The sequence below is a fragment of the Azonexus sp. MM2026_4 genome (genome assembly GCF_055901855.1).
The window spans coordinates 3,755,160-3,781,178 of record NZ_CM148380.1 but is presented as its reverse complement, the minus strand read 5'-3'; the positions used below and the strand labels follow the sequence as shown (position 1 = coordinate 3,781,178).

At 66.3% G+C, this 26,019-nt stretch carries 22 protein-coding genes; 15 read left to right on the top strand and 7 right to left on the bottom strand.

What is annotated here, in order from left to right; translation table 11 throughout:
• Nucleotides 1–38: 38 nt before the first annotated feature.
• From AC0KWY_RS17775 to AC0KWY_RS17730, 10 genes are read left to right on the top strand one after another with little or no spacing between them, the layout of a single operon-like run.
• On the top strand, nt 39–1,607 hold the full coding sequence (locus AC0KWY_RS17775) for a type II and III secretion system protein (RefSeq protein ID WP_474026814.1): 1,569 nt from the start codon (nt 39–41) through the stop codon (nt 1,605–1,607).
• Nucleotides 1,604–2,044 carry a tetratricopeptide repeat protein gene (locus tag AC0KWY_RS17770; RefSeq protein WP_474026813.1) on the top strand — a complete coding sequence of 147 codons (441 nt, stop codon included), beginning with the start codon at nt 1,604–1,606 and terminating at the stop codon, nt 2,042–2,044. Before AC0KWY_RS17775 ends, AC0KWY_RS17770 begins: the two co-directional genes overlap by 4 nt.
• The gene (locus AC0KWY_RS17765; RefSeq protein ID WP_474026812.1) at nt 2,041–3,660 is read left to right on the top strand and encodes a GspE/PulE family protein; all 1,620 of its coding nucleotides are present in this window, start codon (nt 2,041–2,043) and stop codon (nt 3,658–3,660) included. Before AC0KWY_RS17770 ends, AC0KWY_RS17765 begins: the two co-directional genes overlap by 4 nt.
• Complete coding sequence (locus AC0KWY_RS17760) at nt 3,657–4,853, top strand: type II secretion system F family protein (protein ID WP_474026811.1); 1,197 nt, start codon at nt 3,657–3,659, stop codon at nt 4,851–4,853. The genes AC0KWY_RS17765 and AC0KWY_RS17760 overlap by 4 nt, the downstream gene beginning before the upstream one ends.
• Nucleotides 4,850–6,181 (top strand): hypothetical protein, encoded by a 1,332-nt coding sequence (locus AC0KWY_RS17755; protein WP_474026810.1) that lies wholly within the window; start codon nt 4,850–4,852, stop codon nt 6,179–6,181. The genes AC0KWY_RS17760 and AC0KWY_RS17755 overlap by 4 nt, the downstream gene beginning before the upstream one ends.
• Complete coding sequence (locus AC0KWY_RS17750; protein WP_474026809.1) at nt 6,178–6,681, top strand: hypothetical protein; 504 nt, start codon at nt 6,178–6,180, stop codon at nt 6,679–6,681. The genes AC0KWY_RS17755 and AC0KWY_RS17750 overlap by 4 nt, the downstream gene beginning before the upstream one ends.
• The gene (locus AC0KWY_RS17745; protein ID WP_474026808.1) at nt 6,678–6,989 is read left to right on the top strand and encodes a hypothetical protein; all 312 of its coding nucleotides are present in this window, start codon (nt 6,678–6,680) and stop codon (nt 6,987–6,989) included. Before AC0KWY_RS17750 ends, AC0KWY_RS17745 begins: the two co-directional genes overlap by 4 nt.
• Nucleotides 6,986–8,899: a hypothetical protein gene (locus tag AC0KWY_RS17740; protein ID WP_474026807.1), complete on the top strand. Its 1,914-nt coding sequence runs from the start codon at nt 6,986–6,988 to the stop codon at nt 8,897–8,899. Before AC0KWY_RS17745 ends, AC0KWY_RS17740 begins: the two co-directional genes overlap by 4 nt.
• The gene (locus AC0KWY_RS17735; RefSeq protein WP_474026806.1) at nt 8,880–9,569 is read left to right on the top strand and encodes a prepilin-type N-terminal cleavage/methylation domain-containing protein; all 690 of its coding nucleotides are present in this window, start codon (nt 8,880–8,882) and stop codon (nt 9,567–9,569) included. Before AC0KWY_RS17740 ends, AC0KWY_RS17735 begins: the two co-directional genes overlap by 20 nt.
• Before the next feature lie 29 nt (nt 9,570–9,598).
• Nucleotides 9,599–10,231, top strand: a complete 633-nt coding sequence (locus AC0KWY_RS17730) for a type II secretion system protein (RefSeq protein WP_474026805.1) — start codon at nt 9,599–9,601, stop codon at nt 10,229–10,231.
• 21 nt (nt 10,232–10,252) lie between these two features.
• Here the strand turns inward: AC0KWY_RS17730 and AC0KWY_RS17725 are convergent, their stop codons facing one another.
• The gene (locus AC0KWY_RS17725) at nt 10,253–12,037 is read right to left on the bottom strand and encodes a GGDEF domain-containing protein (RefSeq protein ID WP_474026804.1); all 1,785 of its coding nucleotides are present in this window, start codon (nt 12,035–12,037) and stop codon (nt 10,253–10,255) included.
• A gap of 175 nt (nt 12,038–12,212) precedes the next feature.
• On the opposite strand from AC0KWY_RS17725, the gene AC0KWY_RS17720 reads away from it, so the two are divergent.
• Entirely contained in the window at nt 12,213–12,350 is a 138-nt protein-coding gene (locus tag AC0KWY_RS17720) for a hypothetical protein (protein ID WP_474026802.1), read from the top strand.
• Between the two features lie 46 nt (nt 12,351–12,396).
• Here AC0KWY_RS17720 and AC0KWY_RS17715 read toward each other — a convergent pair whose 3' ends face one another.
• From AC0KWY_RS17715 to AC0KWY_RS17700, 4 genes are read right to left on the bottom strand one after another with little or no spacing between them, the layout of a single operon-like run.
• A complete protein-coding gene (locus AC0KWY_RS17715) occupies nt 12,397–12,669 on the bottom strand; it encodes an oxidative damage protection protein (protein WP_474026801.1) in 273 nt (90 codons plus the stop codon).
• A 30-nt stretch (nt 12,670–12,699) separates the two neighbouring features.
• The gene (gene argA, locus AC0KWY_RS17710; RefSeq protein WP_474026800.1) at nt 12,700–14,019 is read right to left on the bottom strand and encodes an amino-acid N-acetyltransferase; all 1,320 of its coding nucleotides are present in this window, start codon (nt 14,017–14,019) and stop codon (nt 12,700–12,702) included.
• Nucleotides 14,016–15,518 carry a polyphosphate:AMP phosphotransferase gene (gene pap / locus AC0KWY_RS17705; protein WP_474026799.1) on the bottom strand — a complete coding sequence of 501 codons (1,503 nt, stop codon included), beginning with the start codon at nt 15,516–15,518 and terminating at the stop codon, nt 14,016–14,018. The genes argA and pap overlap by 4 nt, the downstream gene beginning before the upstream one ends.
• Before the next feature lie 3 nt (nt 15,519–15,521).
• Entirely contained in the window at nt 15,522–16,259 is a 738-nt protein-coding gene (locus tag AC0KWY_RS17700; protein WP_474026798.1) for a 16S rRNA (uracil(1498)-N(3))-methyltransferase, read from the bottom strand.
• Between the two features lie 217 nt (nt 16,260–16,476).
• On the opposite strand from AC0KWY_RS17700, the gene AC0KWY_RS17695 reads away from it, so the two are divergent.
• The 3 genes from AC0KWY_RS17695 to AC0KWY_RS17685 all read left to right on the top strand — a co-directional run bounded on the left by AC0KWY_RS17695 (nt 16,477) and on the right by AC0KWY_RS17685 (nt 21,288).
• Complete coding sequence (locus tag AC0KWY_RS17695) at nt 16,477–18,957, top strand: EAL domain-containing protein (protein ID WP_474026797.1); 2,481 nt, start codon at nt 16,477–16,479, stop codon at nt 18,955–18,957.
• A gap of 33 nt (nt 18,958–18,990) precedes the next feature.
• Nucleotides 18,991–20,004 (top strand): class 1 fructose-bisphosphatase, encoded by a 1,014-nt coding sequence (locus AC0KWY_RS17690; RefSeq protein ID WP_474026796.1) that lies wholly within the window; start codon nt 18,991–18,993, stop codon nt 20,002–20,004.
• Between the two features lie 144 nt (nt 20,005–20,148).
• Nucleotides 20,149–21,288: a TRAP transporter substrate-binding protein gene (locus AC0KWY_RS17685; RefSeq protein ID WP_474026795.1), complete on the top strand. Its 1,140-nt coding sequence runs from the start codon at nt 20,149–20,151 to the stop codon at nt 21,286–21,288.
• A gap of 122 nt (nt 21,289–21,410) precedes the next feature.
• Here AC0KWY_RS17685 and AC0KWY_RS17680 read toward each other — a convergent pair whose 3' ends face one another.
• Together AC0KWY_RS17680 and AC0KWY_RS17675 are read right to left on the bottom strand one after the other, a co-directional pair.
• Nucleotides 21,411–23,201: a TRAP transporter large permease gene (locus AC0KWY_RS17680; RefSeq protein ID WP_474026794.1), complete on the bottom strand. Its 1,791-nt coding sequence runs from the start codon at nt 23,199–23,201 to the stop codon at nt 21,411–21,413.
• Nucleotides 23,198–23,800: a TRAP transporter small permease subunit gene (locus tag AC0KWY_RS17675; RefSeq protein WP_474026793.1), complete on the bottom strand. Its 603-nt coding sequence runs from the start codon at nt 23,798–23,800 to the stop codon at nt 23,198–23,200. Before AC0KWY_RS17675 ends, AC0KWY_RS17680 begins: the two co-directional genes overlap by 4 nt.
• A gap of 200 nt (nt 23,801–24,000) precedes the next feature.
• Here AC0KWY_RS17675 and tkt point away from each other — a divergent pair, with 200 nt between their 5' ends.
• Complete coding sequence (tkt, locus tag AC0KWY_RS17670; RefSeq protein WP_474026792.1) at nt 24,001–26,004, top strand: transketolase; 2,004 nt, start codon at nt 24,001–24,003, stop codon at nt 26,002–26,004.
• The last annotated feature ends 15 nt before the right edge of the window (nt 26,005–26,019 follow it).

Genomic DNA, 26,019 nt, shown 5'->3' with positions numbered 1-26,019 from the left:
AGAGCAATCAACCCGCCCGGACTGCCATGCTAAAACTCATGTCGCTCCTGTTCGTCATGGTTCCGCTGCTCTCCGCCTGCAGCGCGCCCGTTCCCCGGCAAGCGCTGGCCGGGCATCTGCATGCGCGCCCGGGCCCCGGTACCGAGGATATCCCTCCCATCGTCGAACAGATGAGCCCGGCACCGGCAAGCAGCAAGCCCGCGGCACGGCCCGCCCACTACAGCGTGACGATCGACCGTATCCCGGTACGTGATCTGCTTTTTGCACTGGCCCGCGACGCCCGCATCGACATTGACGTTGCCCCGGAAATCGAAGGTCGGGTCACGCTCAACGCCCTGGACCAACCGCTGGAAGTGATCCTCGACCGGATCGCCCGCCAGATTCCGCTCAATTTCGAGTTTTCCGGCGACAGCCTGTTGATCCTGCCGGACAAACCCTACCTTGCGCATTACCCGGTGGACTACGTGAATCTGGAGCGCAGCGTCACGACGTCCGTCGCCAACAACATGCAGATTGGCGCCTCCACCGGCAGCACCAATGCCGGCAACCTGTCGGCCACACGCATCGAAAACGTCACCCGTCATCACTTCTGGGAAAACCTGAAAGCCGGCCTCGAACAGTTGCTTGACCAGGCCACGCCGGGCAACGGCAAGCCGGCCGGTTCCCACCGACTGGTCGTCAATGCCGAGGCCGGACTGGTCTCGGCAATCGCCACCCGCCGCCAGCACCGGCAGATTCGCAGCTACATCGATCAGTTGAGCAACGCCGTACGCCGACAGGTGTTGATCGAGGCGACCATCGTCGAGGTCGCCCTCAACGAGGGGCACGAACAGGGCATCGACTGGAGTTCACTGGTCAGCGGCGGCATCTTCGAACTGGCCGGCAATCCGCTGAAGACCGGCATCAACCTGCGCTACGACCGCAACGGCAACCCGAAGGCGCTGATCAGCCTGCTCGACCGCTTCGGCGACAGCCGGGTGCTGTCCAGCCCCCGCCTCTCGGTCCTCAACAACCAGACCGCCCTGCTCAAGGTCGTCGAAAACTACGTCTATTTCACCGTCAAGGCCGACACCACCACCACCGCCAACGTCGGCACCAGCGTCACCTACACGACGACACCGCAGACGGTTTCGGTCGGTCTGGTGATGGGCGTCACCCCACAGGTGGCAGCCGACGATTCGGTCATCCTCAACATCCGCCCGACCATCACCAGCGTCGGCCGGGAAATCCCGGACCCCAATCCCGACCTGCGACGCAACGGCATCGAAAACCTGGTACCGGTGATCCGAACCCGCGAGATCGAATCGGTGATGCGCGTCGCCAACGGCCAGATCGCCGTTCTCGGCGGCCTGATGGAAGACGGCATCGATCACCGCAACCAGCGCATTCCGCTACTCGGCGAGATTCCCGGTGCCGGAGAAATCTTCAGCAACCGAGACAACCGGGCGCACAAGACGGAACTGGTCATTTTCCTGCGCCCGATCGTCATCCGGGAAGCCAGCCTGAGCGGCGATTACTCCCGGCAAGCCGGGGCGTTGCCGGACACCGGTTTCTTCCCGGCCCAACGGCCACCAACACCGGGACCGGGACCGGGGGCGATCCAGTGAAACTCCGCCTACTCCCCTTCGTCACGCTACTCTCATTGCACAGCGCCTGCGCCGGCGAACCGATTCACCAGGGCTTCGTCGAACACGGCAATCGGCAACTGGCCCAACTCCCCCTGAGCGAACGCGAAAGCCATCTGCGCTCGATGATCGCCGAATTTCCGGGCGATGCCAGTCTGCATTTCCAGCTCGGCAACCTCCTGGCCGAGCAGCGGCGCTGGCCGGAAGCCCGCTTCGCCTATACCCAGGCAAACCGGCTCGACCCCGGGCACCCGGACATCCACCACAACCTGGCGATAGCGCTGGACCATCTCGAACAGTTCGTCGCCGCCAGTCGCCACTACCGCGCCGCGCTCGACGCCGCCGCCCGCGGCGAGCATCGGTTCCGCCTCGCCCCGTTGCAACAGCGCCTGCAAAAACTGGAGGCGCGCCGACCATGACAGCCCAGCCGATCGGCAAGCACCTGCTCAAAGCCGGCCTGATCAACGAGGATCAGTTGCGCATCGCCCTCCTCGAGCAACGGAAAAGCGGCTGCCGCCTGGGCAAGCAACTGGCCACGCTGGGATTCGCCGCCGACAACGACATTCACGACGTCCTGGCACGCCAGCTCGGAATCGAACGTTACGACCCTGCTCGGCACATGATCAGCCGCGAAGCGATTCTTCTCGTCCCCTCCGAAACGGCGAGGCAGCAGCGCCTGTTGCCGATCGCCGTCGAACCTGAACACCGACGCTGGCGTCTGGCGCTGGCTTCGCCGCAGGACCCCGGAGCGCTCGACAGCGTACGCCGCCACACACCGGCCGGCCTCGCGGCGGAAATCCTGCTGGCCAGCGAAGGCGAAATCGAAGCCGCCATCGACCGGCATTATGGCCACGCGCTGAGTATCGAAAACATCCTCGGCGAATTCGAAGGCAGCGGCAAGATCGCCTCCCTGCATGGCGATTCGCCGGCGGTCCGGCTGGTCGACGCGCTGCTCGGCGATGCCGTCCGGCGACATGCGTCGGACCTCCACTTCGCCCCGGAAAAAGCCTGCCTGCGCATACGCTACCGCATCGACGGCATCCTGCAGACGATCCGCATCCTGCACAAATCGATCTACCCCCCGCTGGCCAGCCGCCTGAAGATCCTCGCCGGGATGAACATCGCGGAAAGCCGCGCGCCGCAGGACGGACACTTCTGCCGGCCGATCGGCGGTCGGGAAATCGACTTCCGGGCTGCCACCCAACCGACCATCCACGGCGAAAACATCGTTCTGCGCATCCTCGACCGGCAAAAGGGCATCGTGCCGCTCGAATCGCTCGGCATCGGCGATGCGCAACGACAACTCATCGAATCGATGCTGGCCCGCCCGGAAGGGCTGCTCCTGGTCACCGGCCCGACCGGCAGCGGCAAGACGACCACGCTCTACTCGCTGATCAACCGGCTCAATCACGACGGCGTCAATATCATGACGCTCGAGGATCCGGTCGAATACCCCTTACCCCTGCTGCGCCAGACCTCGCTTTCCGACAACATCAAGCTGGATTTTGCCGGCGGCATCCGCGCCATGCTCCGCCAGGACCCGGACATCGTCCTGATCGGCGAAATCCGCGATGCCGAAACCGCCGCCATGGCGCTACGCGCCACCCTGACTGGCCACCGGGTCTTCGCCACGCTCCACGCCGGCAGTGCGATTTCAGCCCTTTCCCGCCTGCGCGAGCTGGGCATCGATCCCCGCCAACTGCACGGCAACCTTTCCGGCATCGTCGCCCAGCGCCTGCTTCGCCGCTGCTGCCCGACCTGCAGACAGCACTCGCCGGCGGCAGCCCCGGAGGAAAACTGCCCCCGTTGCAACGGCACTGGCTACAGCGGCCGCCTCGCCCTCCTGGAGATCCTTCGCATTGACGCCGCGCTCGACCTGCTGCTCGCCGACGCCGCAAGCCCGGCGCAACTGCTGAGCACGGCCCGGCAGCGGGGTTTTTCGACGCTCGCCGAAAACGGCCTGCAACTGGTCGGCGCCGGTGTCACGACGCGCGCGGAAGTGGCCCGGGTCGTCAACTTGAGCGAGCATCCATGACCCGCACCTACCGCTTCCAGGCGCTCGACGCCCGCCAGCAACTGGTGAATGGCCAGATGAGCGCCAGCAACCCCGCCGAATTGGCGCTGCTCCTGCGTCAGCATGACCTGGACCTGCTCAGTGCCCGGTGGATTCCACGCCTGAGCCAGCGCAGGCTGGCGCGCCGCGAACTGATCGATTTCTGCTTCCATCTCGAACAGTTGCTGAGCGCGGGCATCCCCCTGCTCGACGCCCTCGACGATCTGGCCGACGGCGGGTCGAGCAAGGCGTTGCGCCCCGTCTACCGGAGAATGGCCGAGGAACTGCGCAGCGGCAAAGCTTTTTCCGCCGCCCTCCCGCCGGAAATCACCCGCTGCGATCCAGCTTTCGCCGGCATCGTCCGCGCTGGCGAACTCAGTGGCCGGCTCAGCGAAACGCTCGGCCGCCTCGGCCACAGCCTGCGCCAAGCCGAAGCCCTGGCCAGCGCCAGCCGCAGGCTCCTCACCTACCCGCTGCTGGCCGCCACGCTCGTCCTTGCCGCCAGCCTCTTCCTGATGTTCTTCCTGGTGCCGCAGATCCGCAGCTTCCTCGGCAATGCCGTCGCCGATCTCCCCTGGTACACCCGCCTGCTGTTCGCGCTGTCGACATTGCTGCAGGAACACTGGATGAGCCTGCTCGCAACGCCCGCGGTCGTCGTCCTCGGCGGTGCCATCGCCATCCGGCAACGCCCCGCCTGGCGCGAAGCCTGGCACCGCCTGCTGCTGCGCCTGCCCGTACTGGGTGACATCCAGCGCAAGCTGCTGGTCGCCCACCTCGCCGATCTGCTGGCCATGCTCTACGCCAGCGGCATTCCCCTCCTCGACGCACTCGAACTGCTCCCCCGGACGATCGGCAATCGTGCCGCCGCCCGGGCGGTAACGCAGGTCCATCGCCAGGTCGAGCAAGGCGAGCCGCTATCCGGCGCCTTTTCCCGACAGGCAATCTTCCCTGCCCTGCTGACCCGGATGCTCGCCACCGGCGAGCGCACCGGCCGTCTCGACGCTTCGCTGAGTAATCTCGCCGGCATCTACGAACAGGAAGCCCGTGCCGCGATCGGCACCCTGCAGGCGCTGATCGAACCGGCACTGACGCTGAGCATTGGCATCCTCCTCGGCTGGATGATGCTGGCCACACTGCAGCCGATCTACGACATCGTCGAACAGGTGGCACGGTGAAACCCATCCTCCGGCTCTGCCTCGGCGCTGGCGCGCTGTCCGCCTGGTCGGTACAGGCTGGAAAACCGTGCCAGATCGGCAGCTTCCCGGAAACGCCATCCGGCGTTGACGATTTTTCCCGTTTCCTGACCCGCCAGCCGGCGGCCGGCCATCTCCTGCTGCTCGACCACGCCGAACCGCGCCTGCTCGCTGAAACTCTCCCGGCCACCGGTTTCCTCGCCTATCGCCGGATGCTCGACCTGCGTCTTGGCCGCCTTTACCCCGACACCCGCTGGCGCTGCGCGCTCCCCTTGCCGGCGCCGCCCGTCGGTGGCCGTTCCGTCGCCTTCCTCGCCCTGCCGGAAAGCCCGGCTCTGCAAGGCTGGCTGAATTGCCTCGCCGCCGCCCCGATCAGGCTGCTCGGAGTCCACTGCGCACCGCTGCTGCTGGCGCCGTTCCTCGCCCGCCAGCAACGCCTGCCCCCTCGCCTGGTGGTGGTCAGTCAGCACGAACGTGCAACCCGGCTCAGCCTCCTGCAACGCGGCCGCCTCGCGGCACTCGCCCAGGAAGCACAAACACCGGCCGAGGAAATTCCGGAAGCGATCGCTCACTTCAGTCGCTGCAACCCAGCCACCGAGGCCGCCCCCGATGCCCTCTGCCTGCTCGGCACTGCCGACTGGCAAAGCCGCATCGAAGTGCCGGGCAAAGCGCTCAGGATCGTCACCCGACACCCCGACAGCAACATCGACCTGCTGGCCCTGCCGGCCTGGCGCTGGCCGCGCCCCCGAATTCCGACACCCTCGCTGCCGCATCAAGATCACCGGCGAATCGGTCGCGCCCTGTGGCTGGCCGGCACCGCCGCCGGCCTCGGCGGCCTGGCGGTAACGCTCGCTGCGCAATCGACGCAGAACACGCTGAACGCCGACCTTGAACGCACCCGCTCCCGCCTGCTGTCGCTCGAACGGGAAATCCGGGAGCAGGAGGCCAGCGCCACCAAGCTCGGCCTGACGACGGACCAGCTACCGCAACTGGCGGGCGACCGCCATGTCCTAGCCGCCCGGCGCGACGCCTGCGCCGGCAGCCTCCGGCAACTCGCCGCGGCGCTCGACGAAACGCCCGGGATCGATCTCGACGCACTCGAATGGACAAGCCAGGCCGATGGGGCAGCAACGGGCGAAGACTGGCAGATGCAACTCGGCGGGCGCTTGTCGCCAGACGCGGCGGCAGCGCCGACAAGCTTGCTGCAGCAGTTGAACGAGCGCTTGCGCAGCCGCGGCATGCGGGCGGAAGGCAACACCGCCCCCGGTACCGGCATCTTCTCGTTGCGCCTGACGGCGGATCGGAAGTGAAGCGCTGGCTCGCAACGGCCTTCGCCCACCGCCTGCCGCTGCTCTTCTGCGGCGGAGCGCTGCTGGCCGGCGGCACTGCCGTGCTTTACGCCGAACAACAGCTTGGCGCCACCGAAACAGAGCTTGCCGCGCTCCAGCAACAGGCCGCCCGAACGGCGCAACGCCTTGCCGAGTTGCGCCACGCTGCAGCCGCGCTCGACGGGCTGCTGGTCGCCGCCCCGGCACCGGGCGACGCCCTGACCGGCATCGCTGCAGCCGGGGGACTGACAGTCGAAGCCGGCCCCGAGCGGAAAACCGCAGCCGAACGCTGGCGTGCCAGTGAATTTCACCTGCACGGCGCGCTGTTGCACGAAGAAATCCTGCTCGACATCCTTGATCGCTGGAGCACGCTGTCGGCGTTCCAGCATCAGGTTCGCCATTGCGCACTGCGTCGGCAAGCGGCAGAACTGCTTGCCGATTGCCAGCTCGCGCTGCTCCTGCCGGCCGGCCCAAACCCGTGAGCAAGCCGCTTTGCCTGCTCCTGCTGGGGGTCGCCCTGGGCAGCCGGGCCGAGCCGCTGGGACGGCTGTTCTTCACGCCCGAACAACGCCGCCAGCTGGAACAGGCGCCGACGGTGGCAACACCGCAGACGCCGGGCCGCCTCGACGGCGTCGTCGTCAGCAGCGCGGGACTGCGCCTGCGCTGGGTCGACGGCCAACTCGAAAGCGGCACGAGCATCGACCAAAAGGTCGGCGACAGCACACAGCAGCCCCTGCTTCCTCCGGGCAACCTGCACGTCGGCAGCAGACCGGGGAGAGACGAAGAATGAAACGCCAATCCGGTTTCGCGCTCTTTGCCCCCTTGCTGCTGGGCGCCTTTACCGCAACAAGCTGGCTGCAGCACAAACCGCCGCTGCGGCTGACCGACCAGGCTCGCCAGGCCCGCGCCCTGGCCGCCGCGCGCGAGGCCCTGATCGCCCGCGCCGCGAACGACGCCAACCGTCCCGGCAGCCTCCCCTGCCCCGACCAGAACACCGACAGCGCCGGCTTTGCCAATCACCCGGGCGACGGCAAGGCCGACATGCTGGTCGGCAATCACTGCCCGAGCTACCTCGGGCGCCTGCCCTGGGTCACGCTCGACATACCGCCACCGCGCGACCGGGCGCTGGAAACGCTCTGGTACGTCGCCGCTCCGGGGCTGCGCGACGACGACAGCGCCGAACCGGTCAACAGTGCCACCGCCACCGGGCTGAACCACGCCGGGCACACCGAAGTCGCCGCCCTGCTGATCGCGGCGGGCAGTCCGCTGACACAGCAACGGCGCCCTTCGCACACGGCAGGCGACTACCTCGAAGGCTGGCTCGACAATGCGGTGCCGCGGACCTATTGGGCGACCACCACCCCGACCAACGATCAGATCCTCGTCATTCACCGCGACGAGTTGATGGCGCTGGTCATGACTCGGGTCGCCCAGGCGGTCCGCCACTGCCTGCAGCGTCACGCCGCCAGCAGCGGGCGCTTTCCCTGGCCGGCACCGCTCGCCGCCGCCAGCGGCCAGGGCTGGGCGGGCGCGCGTTTCGGACGCATCCCGCACAGCCAGCCGGAAGACAGTGCGGAAAAGCGCTTCGCTGAAATACGGGCGCGCCACCGGGACGCCATCGCGACGCTCGCCGCTGCCGGCGACACGGCGAGCCGCCAGGAGGCGCTGCTCGAACTGGCGGCGGCGAGCCTCTGGGTCGCCAACCGCTTGAGCAGCCACCAGCAGGTCGGAAAAATGCTGAGCGACCAGGGCAAGAGCGCCAGCGCGCCGCTGACCGAACTCGCCCAAAAGATCAGCAATGCGCTGGCCGCCGGCAAGCTTCCCGCCAGCGACGGCGCGGCGATCCGCCAGGCGAGCACGCAAGCCCTGCCCCCCCTCGCCACGCTGGGCGAAGCGCTCCCCCGCTACGGACTCGACGCCCTTGCCTGGAACGCGCAGCGCACGGGGGGCATGCCTTCGCCGGAATCCACGGCGCCAGCGCTGGCCGACGCAATGACCGCCCTGCAGGCGCGCACAGCCGAATTCGCCGCGCTCGACACCGCCCAACCCCGCTCCCCCACGGAACAACTGCTCGCCTCAGCCGGGGCCATCCTACTGGCCGTTACTGCCAGCCTCGACCTCGCCAGCCTGATCGATGCGCAGGGGCGCGCCCTGAGCGACGAAGCCATCGCCATCGACGCCAAACTCGGCGCCCCGGGCCGCCAAAGCATCGCCGAAACGACCAGGATTCTGGCGACATTCCGGGCGCTGCCGACGACGAAGAACCGGCAAGCCGCCGAACAGTCGCTCGCCGACACGATCACCCAGGCCCGGCAACTGGCGGCCAGCCTCGACGGCGTGACGAGCCTGAGCGGCGCCCAGGCGGCCACGGCCTGGCCGATGGTCTGGGCCGCCGACGAATGCGCTTTCCTGGCCGACGAAACCGGTTGGTGGAAGCAGAACGCCTGGCACGACACGCTTTTCTACCAGGTGACCGATCCCTCCGCCCCGCAAGCCGGAAACCTGAGCATCGACGAGAGGCGCGGCCTGGCGCTCGCGGTGATCGCCGCCGGCCGCCCGCTGGCCGGGCAGAATCGGCCCAGCGCACGGATCGAGGACTACCTTGAAGGGGGCAATGCCGCCAGCGGCCGCAACGGTGAGGCGCTGGCACCTTCTCCCGCCTTTTCGACTGGCCAGGGCAATGACCGGATCGCCTACTGAACGCCTGCCCCAGGCCGGGTTTTCGCTGATCGAACTGAGCATCGTCCTGATCGTTTTCGGCCTGCTCGCCAGCGGCATGGTCGGCTCGCTGAGCGGACAACGCCGCCTCGCCGACGAGCGCAAGGCGCAACAGCAGCTCGAACTGGCGCTCGACGCCCTTTACGGCTTCGCCATCGCCAACGGCCGCCTGCCCTGTCCGGCCGAAGCGACGCTGGCCAGCAGCGAGGCCATCGCCGGGCAGGAAGCCTGCCCGCTCGAACACGGCGTCCTCCCCTGGCGAACCTTGGGCCTCGCCGAGCTCGACCCCTGGGGGCAGCGCCTGAGCTATTACGCCGCCAGCACCTTCACCGCCACCGTGCCGAGCGGCGCCCGCGCCGCCTTCACCCTGGAAAGCAAAGGCAACGCCAGCATCCACCTCAGCCACGGCACCAGCGCCTCGCTGGCCAACGAGCTGCCGGCCGTCGTCATCAGCCACGGCGCCAATGGCCACCTCGGCTATCGCAGCACCGGCAGCAAACTTGCCGGCGGCTCGGCCGACGAAGCGGAAAACGCCGATAACAACAGCGAATTCGTCGATCACCTGCCGGACGCCGACTATGACGACCTGGTGCGCTGGCTGCCCCCCGCCATCCTGGCCACGCGGATGCTCGCCGCCGGTCGCCTGCCCTGAGTTCTCAACCCACCACCAAGGAAACCAGCATGAAAACCTCGCAGAAAGGCTTCACCCTGATCGAAATCGCCATCGTCCTCGTCATCATCGGCCTCCTGCTCGGCGGCGTCATGAAGGGGCAGGAACTGATCACGCAAAGCAAGATCCGCAGCGTCGAGAAGGAGTTCGACGGCGTCACCGTCGCCGTCCTCGGCTACCGCGAGCGCTACAAGGCGCTGCCCGGCGACGATGCGCAGACCCAGGCACGCTGGGTCAGCTCGGCCAAGGGGGATGGCGACGGCCGGATCGGCGGCGACTTCAATTCCGCCACCGCCACCGACGAGAGCCGCCTGCTCTGGCAACACTTGCGCGCCGCCGGGCTGATCACCGGCCACACCGTGCCGACACAGCAGCCGAGCAACGCTGCCGGCGGCATCATCGGCCTCCAGACGGATATCAGCAGCGGCACGACGAAGCTGCTCGAGGGCACGGTGGTGTGTACCACCAATCTGTCTGCGCCGCTGGCCAATGCCATCGACGCGGCCCAGGACGAAGGCCTGCCGGACAAGGGCAGCGTGCGCGGTTTCAAGCAAAGCGCCAGCAATACCCCGGACTACAGCAGCGACATCACGGCTTACGCCGACGACGGCAAGACTTTGTACACCCTGTGCAAGCAGATTTGACCGTAGCGCATCCGGCGCCCCTCAATTGAGCTGATTCGCCGCCAGTTCGGCAGCGCCGCGTCGCTCGACGAAAACATTCCCGCCGCCGGGCGTGCCCGGTTCGCGGGCACGCTTCTTGGCCTGTTTCTTCGCCACCGAAGCGGCCGCGGCAACCTCGCGATGCGATTCGAAACCGCCGGCCCGGATCCTCACCGCGCCAACCGACAGCGTCGGCAGCGCATGAAAGACCATCTCGCCGCGCCGGTTCTCGGCCAGGTAACCCTGTCGCCCCGGCTCGTCCGGACCGATCATCGCGTCAACGCGCTCGGCAAAACTGGCGACCAGTTGCCAGCTTCGCATTTCCCAATCCGGACTCTGGAAGACCACGAAGAAATCATCGCCGCCGATATGGCCGACGAAATCCTGACGCGTCTCGACCACTTCGCCGATCAGCCGGCCGAGCATCTGGATCACGTCGTCGCCGCGGCGGTAGCCGAAGTTGTCGTTGAAGGGCTTGAAATTGTCGATGTCGATGTAGGCGGCAACGAAATCGATCCCGGCCAGCAGCATGCGGTCGATGTGCTCGTTGATCGGTACGTTGCCCGGCAACTGGGTCAGCGGATTGGCGTAACGCGCCGCGCTGATCTGCATCTCGGTGATCTTCGCCATCAGGTCCTGGCTGTTGCCGACGCCCAGGTAACGCCCCTCGCCGGTGACGATGAAGCCATCGTACAGGTAATGCTTCGGCGCCAGCGCCAACATCATCGCCAGCTCCTGGATGCTCGCCGCCTGGTCGACGATCAGCGGCGCATGGTCCATGAACATCTCGCAGCTCTTGCTGCCGTAAAGTTCGCGCCGGAACGGCCGGGCGAAGCGGTCGATCAGGCTGTGCCGGTTGATCATGCCGACCGGGTGCACGCCATTGACCACCGGCAGCACATACAGCTCGGGGTCAGCCTCGAAACGGGCAATCGCCAGGTCATTGGTGGCACCGCAAGGCAGGGGCTCGATCACCCGCAACAGGGTACGCGCGCTTTGCGGCCGGACCGTGCCGGCCAGCGCCGGCACCAGGGAAATCTGCTGCCGGTCGAGTGCCTGCACCACCGCTTGCGGCAGGTAGCGCGGCGGTTCGACCGCCGGCCGGGCGATGAAATAGCCCTGGCCGCAGGCGATGCCCATGTCGCGGATGCAGTCGAAATCCTCGCGCCGCTCGATGCCTTCGGCAACCAGCGAGGCATTGCAGATTTCCGCCAGGTCCTGCATCGCCCGTACGAAGTGGTACTTGATGCGGTCGTCGGCAATGCCGTGCACGAAATGCTTGTCGATCTTGACGAACTCCGGACGCAACTCCGACCACATGCGCAGGTTGGCGAAGCCCTCGCCGAGGTCGTCGATGGCGATCTGGAAGCCGCGCCCGCGATAATGCTGCAAGGCCTCGTGGATGCCCGGCAGGTTGGTCACCCGCTGGTTTTCCGTCAGCTCCAGCACCAGGCGGTTGGCCGGCAGGCCCAGTTCGCGCAGCAGCGACTGGGTCTGCCCGTTCATCAGTTGCGGATCGAGCAGGCAGCTCGGCGTGACGTTGAGGAACAGCCGGCCGACCAGGCCGAGCCCGGCAAAACTGCGCAAGCTCGTTTCCCGGCAGGCGCGTTCCAGCTCCAGCGCCAGCCCGGCCGCCTTGGCCGCGGCGAACAGGCGGTCCGGCAGATGCAACTCACTGTCGCGCGGGCCGCGGATCAGCGCTTCGTAGCCGAGGATCGCCCGCGCCCGCAAATCGACAATCGGCTGAAAGACGGGCAGCAGCAGGCCATCGTTCAGGACTCGCCTCAATTCGGATACTTCGTCGTCGGTCACGGGCAGCATAAACGGGCTAGCGGTAGTCGGGGCAGCCAGTCTAGGGGGCGCGTGTTGCAGTTCGGTGAAACGATGTGGCGTCGTTTTGCGTCATCCGCCTGTAATCAACGCTGGGCATGCTCGCCGCAACGCCCACCGAGGAACGCGAACCATGAACCGCCCCGCCGACATCGCCAGTTTTCCCCCGTTGTTCGACGAACTGGAAGCTTTCTGCACGGAGCAACTGACCCGGGTCCGCTGGCTGGCCGGCGTGGCCGCCGCCCTGGCGATCGCCTTCGTCCTGTTCTAGGCGACAAAAAACCCCGCCGCGGCGGGGTTGGTCCATGGATGGCGACTCAGGCCGGAGGTGGCACGTAGCCCTGGATCTGGTCGGCACCGTCACCGAAGAAGTGCTTCTCGACCTGCTCCGACAGATACTTGCGGTGCCGCGCGTCGACCAGATTGAGACGGTTTTCGTTGATGATCATCGTCTGCAGCCGAATCCACTGCTGCCAGGCTTCCTTCGAGACATGCTCGAAAATCCGCTTGCCCAGCTCGCCCGGGTAGGGCGGCATATCGAGGCCTTCGGCTTCGCGACCGAGTTTGATGCAATTGACCATCCTTGCCATGCGCTTCTCCTTGGGGATTGATGCTGCGGATTATAAGGTCTTGAACAGGACCTTCGAACGCCGCTGGTAGTTGTACATTTCCTTTTTTGCCGCCGGCAGGTCGTTGACCGTGCCCAGCTTGAAGCCGCGCTCGACGAACCAGTGCTCGGTGCGCGTGGTCAGCACGAACAGCCGCTTGACGCCGGCCTTCTTCGCCCGCCGCTCGATGCGCTGCATCAGTTGTTCGCCGTAGCCCCACTCGCGGTGTTCCGGGCTGACCGCCAGGCAGGCCAGCTCGGCCTCGTCCTCGGAATGCGGGTAGAGCGCCGCGCAGCCGACGATGATGCCGTCGTGGAGCATGATCGAGAAGCGCTCGATCTCGCGTTCGAGCAGTTCGCGCGGCCGGTGCACCAGGATGCCTTCCTGCTCCATCGGCTCGATCAGCGCGATCAGCGCGGCGATGTCGTCGGGCTTGGCCTCGCGGATGTTTTCCAACGATTCGCGGGTGATCACGGTGCCGACGCCGTCGTGGGTGAACAGCTCGCGCAGCAGCGCGCCGTCCTGCTGGTAGCCGATCAGGTGCACCCGGCCGACGCCGGCGCGGCTGGCGCGCACCGCGCACGGCAGGTAGCGGACCATGTCGCTGGTCAGCCAGTCGGCGTCGCGCAGCAGTTGCGAGGCCTCGTCGGCGGTCATCGCGTCGAGCAGTTCGCCGGACTGGTCGGTGACGCCGCGGCTGTCGGTGAGGTAGACCAGCTTGTCGGCCTTGATCGCCGTCGCCACGGCCTCGGCCGCTTCTTCCATCTGCAGGTTGAAGATCTCGCCGGTCGGCGACGGCCCTTCGCAGTTGAGCAGCACGATGTTGCCGAGGCCAAGCTGGGCGTTGATGCCCTCGCTATCGACCTTGCGCACCTTGCCGGCGTAGTGCATGTCGATGCCGTCGAGCACGCCGATCGGCTGGCCGGTGATGAAGTTGCCGCCAATGACGCGGATCCGGCTGTTGGCCATCGGCGTGTTCGGCAAGCCCTGCGACAGCATCGCCTCGATTTCCAGGTAGACGCTGCCCACGGCGTCGAGCACGCAGTCGAGCGCCGCCGCGTCGGTGACGCGATAGCCGCGGTGGTACTTCGATTCGAGCTTCTTCTCGGCCAGCTCTTCCTCGATCTGCGGCCGCGCGCCATGCACCAGGACCAGGCGGATGCCCAGGCTGACCAGCAGGTTCACGTCGTAGGCCAGGGTCTTGGCGAACTCGCTCTGCACCGCCTTGCCGCCGAAGGCAATGACGAAGGTGCGGCCGCGGAAGGCGTTGATGTAGGGCGTGACGGCCCGGAACCAGGAGACGAAGTTCTCGTCGTAGGCGGTGTCGCTCATCTTGTTTCGGTTTTCCCTTCACCCTTGAGGGCGGTTTCGATGCGCTCGCAGACGGTCTTCAGGACCTTGACGCGGGCAAAGTTCTTGTCGTTGGCCTCGACCAGCGTCCACGGCGCCAGCCCGGTCGAGGTCCGATCAACCATGTCGCAGACCGCCGCCACGTAGGCGTCCCATTTTTCCCGGTTGCGCCAGTCCTCGTCGGTGATCTTGAAGCGCTTGAACTCGGTGTCTTGACGCTCCTTGAAGCGGCGCAACTGCTCCTCGGCGGAAATCTGCAGCCAGAACTTGATGACGATGGTTCCCGAGCCCACCAACTGGTGCTCGAAATCGTTGATTTCGGCGTAGGCGCGCAGCCAGTCTGCCTCGCTGCAGAAGCCTTCGACCCGCTCGACCAGCACCCGCCCGTACCAGGAACGGTCGAAGATGGTGGCCCGGCCGGTGCGCGGCAGGTGGCGCCAGAAGCGCCAGAGATAGGGCTGGGCGCGCTCTTCCTCGGTCGGCGCGGCAATCGGCACGATCTGGTACTGGCGGGCATCCATCGCCGCGCCGACGCGGCGGATGCTGCCGCCCTTGCCGGCCGCGTCGGAGCCTTCGAAAACCAGCAGCAACGAATGTTTGGCGATGAAACGCGGATCGCGCACCAGCTCGGACAGCCGCGACTGGTACTTGGCGAGCTGGTTCTCGTAGTCCTTCTTGCCCAGCTTCTGCGTCAGGTCGAGCGTGGACAGCACGTTCTTCTGGTCGATCGGGTGGACGATCGGCGGCGCCACCGGCACCTGCTGCAACGGCTGCTGCAGGCGGCGGCGCATGGCGTCGAGGACGATGCGACCGACGGTCAGCGAGCGATAGGCGTCGTCGGTCCCTTCGACGATGATCCACGGCGCCTTGGCGGTGTTGGTCACGCGCAGCACGTGGCCGGCGACTTCCTGCAGCTTGTCGTAGGTCTTCAGGCGATCGTAGCTCTCCGGGGTCACCCGCCAGGCGGTGCGCGGGTCCTTTTCCAGCGCCTTCAGCCGCTTCTTCTGGGCATCCTTGGACAGATGGAACCAGAACTTGAGGACCAGCGCCCCCTCGTTGACCAGCATCGCCTCGAAGCGGTTGATGTCGTCGAGGCGCTCGTCGAGCTCGGCGCGCCGCATCTCGCCGGTGATGCGGTCGGTGATCGGCTGCGAATACCACGAGCCGGCGAAGATGCCGACCTTGCCCTTGGCCGGCAGCGCGCGCCAGTAGCGCCACATGTACGGCCGCGCCGCTTCCTCGTCGCTCGGCGCGGAGAAGGCCAGCGTCGAGATGTGGCGCGGGTCCATCCACGAGTAGAGCAGGTTGATGGTTTCGCCCTTGCCGCTGCCGTCGACCCCGGAAATCAGGATGACGACCGGAAACTCCTTCTTCTGCAGCACGTCGTACTGGACGTCGAGCAACTCCGCGCGCAGCTTCGGCACTTCCTGTTTAAAGCTTTCCTTGTCGATCTTGTGACCGAGTTCCGCCGATTCGAACATCGCCTACCCCTCCCTGAAATCCCCCCAAAGGGCCTGCAGCGCAGCCAGCGCCGCCAACCCTGCCGTTTCCGTGCGCAACACCCGCGGCCCCAGGCGTACCGCCTGGAAACCCGCCTGGCGCGCAGCGATCTCTTCCTGCGGATCGAGCCCCCCTTCGGCACCGATCAGCAACTGCACCTGTTTCGCCGGCGCCAGCCCGGCCAGCGTCGTTTCGGCATCGGGCGCCAGCATCAGACGCAACGCGCCGTCGGCCGGACGCGCCAGCCACTGGTCGAGGCGCTCCAGCGGCGCGACGATCGGCACCTGGTTGCGCCCGCACTGCTCGCACGCCGAGGCGGCAACGCCCTGCCAGTGGGCGACGCGCTTGGCGGCACGCTCGCCGGACAGTTTCAGCACGCTGCGCCGGCTGTCGACCGGGACGATGGCGCTGACGCCGAGCTCGACCGCCTTCTGGATCGTGAAATCCATCTTGTCGCCGGCCTGCAAGGCCTGCACCAGCGTCAACTGCAGCGCCGATTCGCGCTCGATGTCGGTCCACGAAGCCAGTTCGGCAACCACCCGGTCGCGCTCGATGCGCTGGATATGGGCCAGATATTCGCCGCCGCGGCCGTCGAACAGCACCATCGGTGCCCCCGGCGGCAGGCGCAGGACGCGCACGGCATGGCGGGCCACCGGCTCGGGCAGATCGACGTGGGCGCCCGGCGACAGGGCCTCCCGGCAATAAAAACGGGGCAGATTCATCGCTGCTATTATGCGGCGAAACCCGTCTTCGAAGGGAGCATCATGGCCGCAACCGATCCGTCGGCCTGCGAATTCGGCCAGCCCGTCATCGCTTTGCCGCTGCCGGTTGGTACCGCCCCGGCGCTGACGGCAACCGGCATGATCGGGCAAAAGCAGGCGTAACCGGGGCAAGGCATGGGGTATCATCCGGCAATACTGTGCAGCTCCCGCCCACGCCTTGAACATCGATACCCCGACCGCTTCCGCCGAAGACTCACGGCTGCGCCTCGCCTACCTGCAGGCGGTGGTTTCCAGCCTGCCGCAAGGCATCAGCGTCTTCGACGAGCGCCTGCAGTTGCGCGTCTGGAATCAGGGCTTCATCGATCTGCTCGCCTTGCCGCCGGGCATCGTCAAGGAAGGCGCGCATTTCTCCGACATCATCCGCATTCCCGCCCAGCGCGGCGAGTACGGCCCCGGCGACGCCGAAGAACATGTAAAACGGATCACCGAGCAAGCCAGCCAGTTCAACCCGCACCGTTTCGAACGGACCCGTCCGGACGGCCGCACCCGCCTGGTCGATAGCGAACCGCTGCTGATCAACGGCAAGCTGGCCGGCATCATCACCACTTACACCGACATCACCGAGCGCAAACAGGCCGAGGAAGAACTGCGGCATCAGCACGCGTTGCTGGAGACCGTCGTCGAGGCAATCCCCAGCGCCGTCACGATGTTCGACAGGAACCTCAACCTGCTGCTGCACAACCGGGAATTCCTGCGCCTGCTCGAACTGCCGGACAGCCTGTTCGCCGAACAGCCGGTACCGATCGAACGCATCTACCGCTTCAACGCCGAACGCGGCGAATACGGCCCGGGCGAACCGGAATCGATCGTCCGCGCGCTGATGGCGCGCGCCCGCCACCCGGTGCCGCATCATTTCGAGCGCACCCGACCGAACGGCACGACCATCGACGTGCGCGGCGTGCCGCTCGAGGACGGCAGCTTCGTCACCGTCTATGCCGACGTCAGCGAGCGGCTCGCTTCCGCCGAGCGGGAAAAACTGGCGCAGGTGGTGTTCGACCACACGCCGGCCGGCATCGCCGTCACCGACGAGGAACACCGCCTGCTCTCGGTCAACCCGGCGGTCTCGGCGATGACCGGGCTGCCCCCGGCCGCCTTGCTCGAAACCAGCGTCTTCGACCTGATCCGCGCCGACGACAGTTGGTCGCGCGAACAACTGCTCGCCAGCCTTGGCCTGCACGGCGCCTGGCGCGGCGAGGTCTCGGTGCGGCGCGGCGAGCAGGGCAGTTTCCCGGCCAGCCTGCGCATCAACCGGGTCGAGGAAAACACCGGCAACCTGCCCTGCCACTACATCTGGATCTTTGCCGACATCACCGAACGCAAGGAAGCCGAAGCGCGCATGCGCCACATCGCCCAGCACGATTCGCTGACCGGCCTGCCCAACCGCCTGTCGCTGCTCATGCGGCTCGGCCAGTTGCTGCCGGAAGCGCGCCGCCACTGCTGGAAGGTCGGCATGATGTTCATCGACCTCGACCGCTTCAAGATCATCAACGACACGCTCGGCCATCAGGTCGGCGACGAAATGCTGCGCGAAGTCGCCTGCCGCCTGTCCAACGTCGTCCGCGAGACCGATTTCGTCGCCCGCCTGGGCGGCGACGAGTTCGTCGTCATCCTGCCCGGCATCAACTCGCCGGCCGACGCGGCGCTGGTCGCCAGCAAGATCGTCAATGCGCTGGCCACGCCGATCGAGGCCGAAGGCCACGAACTGCACACCAGTCCGTCGATCGGCATCAGCCTCTTCCCGGACGACGGGCCGGACGGCGACGCCATCCTGAAGAACGCCGATACCGCGATGTACCACGCCAAATCGGCCGGCCGCAACAACTACCAGTTCTTCGCCGCCAACATGAACCAGCAGGCGACCGAGCGCCTGGACATCGAACGCAAGCTGCGTCACGCCATCGGCCGCAACGAACTGGCCCTGGTCTACCAGCCGCAGTTCGGCGCCAACAACCGGGCAACCGGCGTCGAAGCCCTGCTCCGCTGGCACCACCCGGTCGATGGCATGATCTCGCCCGACCGCTTCATCCCGATCGCCGAGGAAACCGGCATGATCGTCGAGATCGGCGACTGGGTCATGCTCACCGCCTGCCGCGACATGAAGCACTGGATCGACAGCGGCCTCGCCCCCTTGCGCGTCGCCGTCAACGTCTCGGCCCGCCAGTTGCGCCGGCGCGACTTCTGCGAGACGGTCGCCGGCGCGCTCGCCGAATCCGGGCTGCCGGCCGAATTGCTGGAACTGGAAATCACCGAAAGCTCGGTGATGGAAAACCCGCAGGAAGCCATCCACATCCTCGAACGCCTCGGCCGCATGGGCGTCAGCCTGGCGATCGACGATTTCGGCACCGGCTACTCCTCGCTCGCCTACCTCAAGCTGTTCCCGATCGACCACCTGAAGATCGACCGCTCCTTCGTCCGCGACATCGAACACGATCTCAACGACCGGGCGATCGCCTTCGGCACCATCGCGCTCGCCCATTCGCTCGGCCTCAACGTCATCGCCGAAGGCGTCGAAACCGAAGACCAGCTCGAACTGCTGCGCAGCAACGGCTGCGACGAGGTGCAGGGCTTCCTGTTCAGCAAGCCGCTTTCAAGCGCCGCCGCCTTCGCCTTCCTGCACGCGATGGACCGCCAGGCGTAAAATCCGGGTTTTTCCTTTTTCCCGGAATTTTCCATGGCCCAGCGCACCCTTTCCCGCTACCTGACCGAAGAACACCGTAACAAGGGCCTTATCCCGGCCAACCTCAAGTCCCTGATCGAGGTCGTCGCCCGCGCCTGCCAGGCCATTTCGATCGCCATCGGCAAGGGCGGTCTCGGCGGCGTCCTCGGCGAAGCCGGCAGCGACAACATCCAGGGCGAGGCGCAGAAGAAGCTCGACGTGCTGTCCAACGAGATCCTGCTCGAAGCCAACGAGTGGGGCGGCCACCTCGCCGCCATGGCCTCCGAGGAAATGGACCTGCCGCACCTGGTGCCGCATCGCTTCCCGAAGGGCGAATACCTGCTCACCTTCGACCCGCTCGACGGCTCGTCGAACATCGACGTCAATGTCTCGATCGGCACCATCTTCTCGGTCCTCAAGTGCCCGGAAGGCGCCGACCTGTCCACCCCGGAAGCCGCCCAGGCCGCCTTCCTGCAACCCGGCACGGCGCAGGTCGCCGCCGGCTACGCGGTCTATGGCCCGACGACCCTGCTGGTGCTGAGCGTCGGTGACGGCGTCGTCGTGTTCACCCTCGACCGCGAGCAGGGACAGTTCGTGCTGACCCAGGAAAAAGTGCGCATCCCCGAAGACACCAAGGAATTCGCCATCAACATGTCGAACCGCCGCTTCTGGGAGGCGCCGGTGCAGCGCTACGTCGAGGAAATGACCGCCGGCCGCGAAGGCCCGCTCGGCAAGGACTACAACATGCGCTGGGTGGCCTCGATGGTGGCCGACGTGCATCGCATCATGACGCGCGGCGGCATCTTCATGTACCCGCTCGACGAAAAGGTCCGCAGCAAGGGCGGCAAACTGCGCCTGATGTACGAAGCCAACCCGATGGCCTTCCTCGTCGAGCAGGCCGGCGGTGCCGCCACCACCGGCCGCCAGCGTATCCTCGACGTCGCGCCGGACGGCCTGCACCAGCGCGTGCCGGTGATCCTCGGCTCGAAGAACGAAGTCGACCGCGTCACCGCCTACCACGCTGCCTGAAACGGCGAACGGCGGCCGATTAGGGATTCTCCTAATTCGGCATTGCGGCGAATCGGCAGACCATGACGGCTATCGACCCCGAATAGATCGATAGTGCATCCATCCGCCCCGCTTCGGCGGGGCACCAAAACGAGGAGACCATTCATGGAAAGACGCAAGTTTCTGACCACCGCTTCGCTGGGCGCCGCCGCCGGCGCCGGCATGTTGCTGAGCGCCTGCGGCAAGAAGGAAGAAGCCGCTCCGCAAACCGCCGCGCCGGCCGCCCCCGCCGTCGTCACCGGTGGCGAGACCATCCGCTGGCGCCTCGCCTCCAGTTTCCCGAAAGCGCTCGACACCATCTATGGTGCTGCCGAAACCTTCTCGGCCAAGGTCAAGGAACTGTCCGGCGGCAAGTTCGAAATCTCCGTCCACCCGGGCGGCGAACTGGTTCCCCCGTTCGGCGTGCTCGATGCCGTGCAGCAGGGCACCGTCGAATGCGCGCACACCGCCCCGTATTACTTCTTCGGCAAGGACGAGAGCTTCGCGATGGACTGCACCATCCCGTTCGGCCTCAACTCCCGCCAGACCACCGCCTGGATGTTCCAGGGCAACGGCTTGAAGCTACTGCGCGAACTCTACGCCCAGTACAACATCGTCAATTTCCCGATGGGCAACACCGGCGCCCAGATGGGCGGCTGGTACCGCAAGGAAATCAAGTCGCTGGCCGACATGAACGGCCTGAAGATGCGCATCGGCGGCTTCGGCGGTCGCATCCTGGCCGGCATCGGCGGCGTGCCGCAGAACATTCCGGCCGGTGAAATTTACCAGTCGCTGGAAAAGGGCACGATCGACGCCACCGAATGGATCGGTCCCTACGACGACCAGAAGCTCGGCCTCAACAAGGTCGCCGGCTACTACGCCTACCCGGCGTGGTGGGAAGGCGGCCCGCAACTGACCCTGTACGTCAGCGACAAGGCCTACAACGGTCTGTCCAAGGAATACAAGGCGATCATCGAGTGCGCCTCGGCCTTCGCCCACGTCGACATGCAGGCCAAGTACGACGCCCGCAATCCGACCGCGCTGAAGGAACTGGTCGCCGGCGGCACCAAGCTGTTCCGCCTGCCGAAGGACGTCATGGACGCGGCTTTCAAGTTCTCGCAGGAACACTACGCCGAACTGTCGGCGAAGAACCCGAACTGGAAGAAGATCTACGCCGACTACGAAGTCTTCCGCCGCGAACAGCACCAGTGGTTCCGCTTCGCCGAAGCCGGTTTCGACAGCTACATGCAGTCGCAGAAGCTGTAAGCCCGCTTCCCGAGCGACCGAAACCCGCGGCCCGCGCCGCGGGTTTTTCTTTGCCCGAGCGATCGCGCCCAAGAAAAATGCCGCCCGCGGGCGGCATTCGTTTTACCGGGCGCGCCGCCCGGTCAGCGCTTGGCTTCGTTGCGCTTGGCGTCGTTGCGCATTTCTTCGAGCAACGCCTTCGCCGGATCGATTTCCGCCGCTGCCGGGTCGGCAGCCGGCGCCGGCACGGCCGGATCGGCGGTGCCCCAGGCGTTGTCGTTGCCCCAGGCGGTGTTGCTGCCGGCATCGAGTTCGATGCTCTGCACATCCACCGCCTTCTTTTGATCCAGGCTGCCGATCACCAGTTGCGGATTGACGATCAGCAGGGCGACGATGATCAGTTGCAGACCGATGAAAACGAATGCCCCCTTGTAGATCTGCGGCGTCGTCAGCGGCTCGATCTGCTTGCGCGTCACCGGATCGGCATAGGGCGTCCGGGCCGCTACGCTGCGCAGGTAGAACAGCGCGAAGCCGAAAGGCGGCGTCAGGAAGGAAGTCTGCAGGTTCATCGCGATCAGCACGCCGAACCAGATCAGGTTGATATCCATCTTCTCGGCCACTGGGGCGAGCAGCGGCAACACGATGAAGGCAATCTCGAAGAAGTCGATGAACATGCCGAGGATGAAGACCAGCAGGTTGACGACGATCAGGAAACCGAGCTGGCCGCCGGGCAGTTTGTCGAACAGGTGCTCGACCCAGATGTGGCCGTCGGCGGCGTTGAAGGTGAAGGAGAACACCGTCGAGCCGATCAGGATGAAGAGCACGAAACTCGACAGCTTGGCGGTGTTGTCGAGCGCCTGGCGCAGCAGCTTGATGCCCAGCCGGCGCCGCGCCAGCGCCATGAGCAGGGCCCCCACCGCCCCCATCGCGCCGCCTTCGGTGGGCGTCGCGACACCGAGGAAGATCGTCCCGAGCACCAGGAAGATCAGCACAAGCGGCGGAATCAGCACGAAGGTGACGCGCTCGCTCAGTCGCGACAGCAGCCCCAGGCGCAGCCCCTTGTTGAGCAGGGCAACGAACAGGGCAAAGAAGGAACACACGGTCAGCGTCATGACCACGACTTCGTCGGTCGGCGCCGCCACGGTCCGCTCCAGCAGCGGATTGATCACGAGATCATGGACCCTGGTCCAGGCATAGCCGGCCAGCGCGGTCAGCACCAGCAAGGCGAGCAGCGAGCGATGGCCGCTGCTGCCGTTGCGCTCGCGGTAGATGCGCGCCTCGGCCGGCAGCGCCGGCATCCAGTCCGGCTTGACGAAGGCCAGGATGACGATGAACGCCACGTAAAGGCCGATCAGCAGCGCCGCCGGGATCATCGCCCCGGCGTACATGTCGCCGACCGAGCGGCCGAGCTGGTCGGCCATGACGATCAGCACCAGCGACGGCGGCACCGCCTGCGCCAGCGTGCCGGCGGCGGTAATGGTGCCGGCGGCGATCGAGCGGTTGTAGCCGTAGCGCAGCATGATCGGCAGCGAGATCAGCCCCATCGCCATCACCGAGGCGGCGACGACGCCGGTGGTCGCCGCCAGCAGGCCGCCGACCAGGATCACCGCCAGCGCCAGACCGCCGCGCAGCGGACCGAAGACCTGGGCGATGGTCTCCAGCAGGTCCTCCGCCATGCCGCTGCGTTCGAGGATGATGCCCATCAGCGTGAAGAAGGGGATCGCCAGCAGCGTGTCGTTCTGCATGATGCCGAACAGGCGCAGCGGCAAGGCCTGGAACAGCGTCGGCGGAAACATCCCGGCCTCCATGCCGAGCGTGCCGAACATCAGGCCGGTGGCCGCCAGCGCGAAAGCGACCGGAAAGCCCGACATCAGGAAGCAGATCAGGCCAATGAACATCAGCGGCACGAAATTTTCGACGAAGAAGGCGATCATCTCAGTTCCTCACGGGCATGGGCGGCGTGCTCCTCGATTTCGTAGGTAACGCCGTTTTCGTTGTCGCCGTGGGCGGAATGGGCAATCGGATCGGGAATCAGACCGGCCAGGAAAGCAAAGCGCTTGATCAGTTCGGAGCCAGCCTGCAGCAGCAGCAGGCCGAAACCGAGCGGCATCAGCAGGTAGGCCGGCCAGCGCACCAGTCCGCCGGCGTTCTGCGACATCTCGCCGCTGACCCAGGCGTTGTGGAAAAGCGGCCAGGAAAGGTCGATGAACATGATGCACAGCGGCACCAGGAAAAGGAGCATGCCGACGATGTCGATCCAGTTGCGCAGCTTCGGTGACAGCCGGTTGGCGATGAAGTCGATCCGCACATGCGCGTTCTTCAGGAAAACGTACCCCGCCCCCAGCAGGAACACCGCCGAAAACAGGTACCACTGGACCTCGAGCAACGAATTCGAGCCCATCTTGAAGGCTTTGCGGACAATCGCGTTGCCGGCGGAAATCAATACGGCAGCCAACACCAGCCAGTAGATGAAACCGCCCAAACGTTCGCTGAACGCGTCGATCAGCCGCGACAGCCTGAGTAAGCCCTGCATTGTCATCCTCCTCGGCCGCACGATTGGCAGCACTTTGAGTCAGTGTAGCCAAGCCCGGAACATCGCCCCATTAGGGATTGCCCTGATCGCCGCGTGCCGCCGGGCGGCGGCGCCAAACCGTGCCGAAGGCGGGCCAAGCCTATCCAAAACGGGGCTTTTCGCCGATAATCACGGCTTTTCAGCAGGCTGGATTCCGGATCATGAGCGTGAGCATTCCTCCCAAGTTCAACCCCTTGACCGGCGCCATCCGCGCCCTCGCCATGGATGCCGTGCAACAGGCCAACTCCGGTCATCCGGGCGCGCCGATGGGCATGGCTGAAATCGCCGAGGTTCTGTGGCGTCGCCACCTGCGCCACAACCCGGCCAATCCGGCGTGGCCCGACCGCGACCGCTTCGTGCTCTCGAACGGCCATGGCTCGATGCTGGTGTACGCGCTGCTGCACCTGACCGGCTACGACCTCAGCATCGACGACCTGAAGAACTTCCGCCAGTTGCACGCCAAGACCCCGGGCCACCCGGAATACGGCTACACACCGGGCGTCGAGACGACCACCGGGCCGCTCGGCCAGGGCATCACCAACGCCGTCGGCTTCGCGCTGGCCGAGAAGGTGCTGGCCGCCGAGTTCAACCGCCCCGGCCACGAAATCGTCAATCACCACACCTACGCCTTCCTCGGCGACGGCTGCCTGATGGAAGGCATCTCGCACGAAGCCTGCTCGCTCGCCGGCACGCTCGGTCTGGGCAAGCTGATCGCCTTCTGGGACGACAACGGCATCTCGATCGACGGCCATGTCGAAGGCTGGTTCACCGACGACACGCCGAAGCGCTTCGAAGCCTACGGCTGGCACGTCGTCGCGCATGTTGACGGGCACGACCCGGAAGCCATCGAACGCGCCCTGCTCGCCGCCAAGGCGGTGACCGACAAGCCGAGCCTGATCTGCTGCCGCACCGTGATCGGCGCCGGCTCGCCGAACAAGCAGGGCAGCCACGACTGCCACGGCGCGCCGCTCGGCAAGGACGAGATCGCCGCCGCCCGCGCCTACATCGGCTGGAACTTCCCGCCCTTCGAAATCCCCGGCGACGTGTACGCCGCCTGGAACGGCAAGGTGCGCGGCGCCGTCTTCGAGGAAAACTGGCAGCGGCGTTTTGCCAACTACCAGGCCGCATTCCCGGAACTCGCCGCCGAGTTCGAACGGCGCGTCATGCAGCGCCAGTTGCCGGCCACCTGGGAAGCAACCAAGGCCGCCTACCTGCAGTCCTGCCGCGACAAGGCCGAGAACATCGCCACCCGCAAGGCCAGCCAGAACGCCATCGCCGCGCTGGTCCCGGCGGTGCCGGAAATCTTCGGCGGCTCGGCCGACCTGGCCGGCTCCAACCTGACCTTCGTCAAGGGAAGCAAGGGCGTCACCAAGACTGCAGGCGGCAACTACTGCTACTACGGCGTCCGTGAATTCGGCATGACGGCGATTGCCAACGGCCTCGCCCTGCACGGCGGCCTGATTCCCTACACCGCGACCTTCCTGGTCTTCTCGGACTACGCGCGCAACGCGATCCGCATGGCGGCGCTGATGAAGCAGCGCCAGATCATGGTCTATACCCATGACTCCATCGGCCTCGGCGAAGACGGCCCGACCCACCAGCCGGTCGAGCACATCCCGTCGATGCGCATCATCCCGAATCTGGATGTCTGGCGCCCGGCCGACGCCACCGAAACGGCCATCGCCTGGACTTCCGGCGTCGAACGCACGGACGGCCCGACCCTGCTCGCCCTGTCGCGCCAGAACCTGCCGACGGTGACGCAGAAAATCGCCGACGCCGACATCGCCAGGGGCGGCTACGTGCTGGCCGAAAACGCCGACGCGCAGATCACGCTGATCGCCACCGGCTCCGAAGTCAAGCTGGCGCTCGACGCCCAGGCCGCGCTGGCCGGCGAAGGCATCGCCGCGCGCGTCGTCTCGATGCCCTGCAGCAACGTCTTCGACCGCCAGGACGCCGACTACAAGGCTAGCGTGCTCGGCACCTGCAAGAAGCGCATCGCCATCGAAGCGGCGCACCCGGATTTCTGGCGCAAGTACGTCGGCCTGCACGGCGCCGTGATCGGCATCGACCGCTTCGGCGAATCGGCGCCGGCCGGCCAGTTGTTCGAAATGTTCGGCTTCACCGTCGGCAATGTCGTCGCCACGGCGAAAAGCCTGTTGTCCTGATTTCAAAAACGTCAT

Bases quoted from the DNA above. Each gene is read 5' to 3' on its own strand.
- AC0KWY_RS17775 (WP_474026814.1), top strand. From the start codon at position 39: ATGTCGCTCCTGTTCGTCATGGTTCCGCTGCTCTCCGCCTGCAGCGCG.
- AC0KWY_RS17765 (WP_474026812.1), top strand. From the start codon at position 2,041: ATGACAGCCCAGCCGATCGGCAAGCACCTGCTCAAAGCCGGCCTGATC.
- AC0KWY_RS17760 (WP_474026811.1), top strand. From the start codon at position 3,657: ATGACCCGCACCTACCGCTTCCAGGCGCTCGACGCCCGCCAGCAACTG.
- AC0KWY_RS17740 (WP_474026807.1), top strand. From the start codon at position 6,986: ATGAAACGCCAATCCGGTTTCGCGCTCTTTGCCCCCTTGCTGCTGGGC.
- AC0KWY_RS17735 (WP_474026806.1), top strand. From the start codon at position 8,880: ATGACCGGATCGCCTACTGAACGCCTGCCCCAGGCCGGGTTTTCGCTG.
- AC0KWY_RS17730 (WP_474026805.1), top strand. From the start codon at position 9,599: ATGAAAACCTCGCAGAAAGGCTTCACCCTGATCGAAATCGCCATCGTC.
- AC0KWY_RS17720 (WP_474026802.1), top strand. From the start codon at position 12,213: ATGAACCGCCCCGCCGACATCGCCAGTTTTCCCCCGTTGTTCGACGAA.
- AC0KWY_RS17715 (WP_474026801.1), bottom strand. From the start codon at position 12,669: ATGGCAAGGATGGTCAATTGCATCAAACTCGGTCGCGAAGCCGAAGGC.
- argA (WP_474026800.1), bottom strand. From the start codon at position 14,019: ATGAGCGACACCGCCTACGACGAGAACTTCGTCTCCTGGTTCCGGGCC.
- pap (WP_474026799.1), bottom strand. From the start codon at position 15,518: ATGTTCGAATCGGCGGAACTCGGTCACAAGATCGACAAGGAAAGCTTT.
- AC0KWY_RS17700 (WP_474026798.1), bottom strand. From the start codon at position 16,259: ATGAATCTGCCCCGTTTTTATTGCCGGGAGGCCCTGTCGCCGGGCGCC.
- AC0KWY_RS17690 (WP_474026796.1), top strand. From the start codon at position 18,991: ATGGCCCAGCGCACCCTTTCCCGCTACCTGACCGAAGAACACCGTAAC.
- AC0KWY_RS17685 (WP_474026795.1), top strand. From the start codon at position 20,149: ATGGAAAGACGCAAGTTTCTGACCACCGCTTCGCTGGGCGCCGCCGCC.
- AC0KWY_RS17680 (WP_474026794.1), bottom strand. From the start codon at position 23,201: ATGATCGCCTTCTTCGTCGAAAATTTCGTGCCGCTGATGTTCATTGGC.
- AC0KWY_RS17675 (WP_474026793.1), bottom strand. From the start codon at position 23,800: ATGCAGGGCTTACTCAGGCTGTCGCGGCTGATCGACGCGTTCAGCGAA.
- tkt (WP_474026792.1), top strand. From the start codon at position 24,001: ATGAGCGTGAGCATTCCTCCCAAGTTCAACCCCTTGACCGGCGCCATC.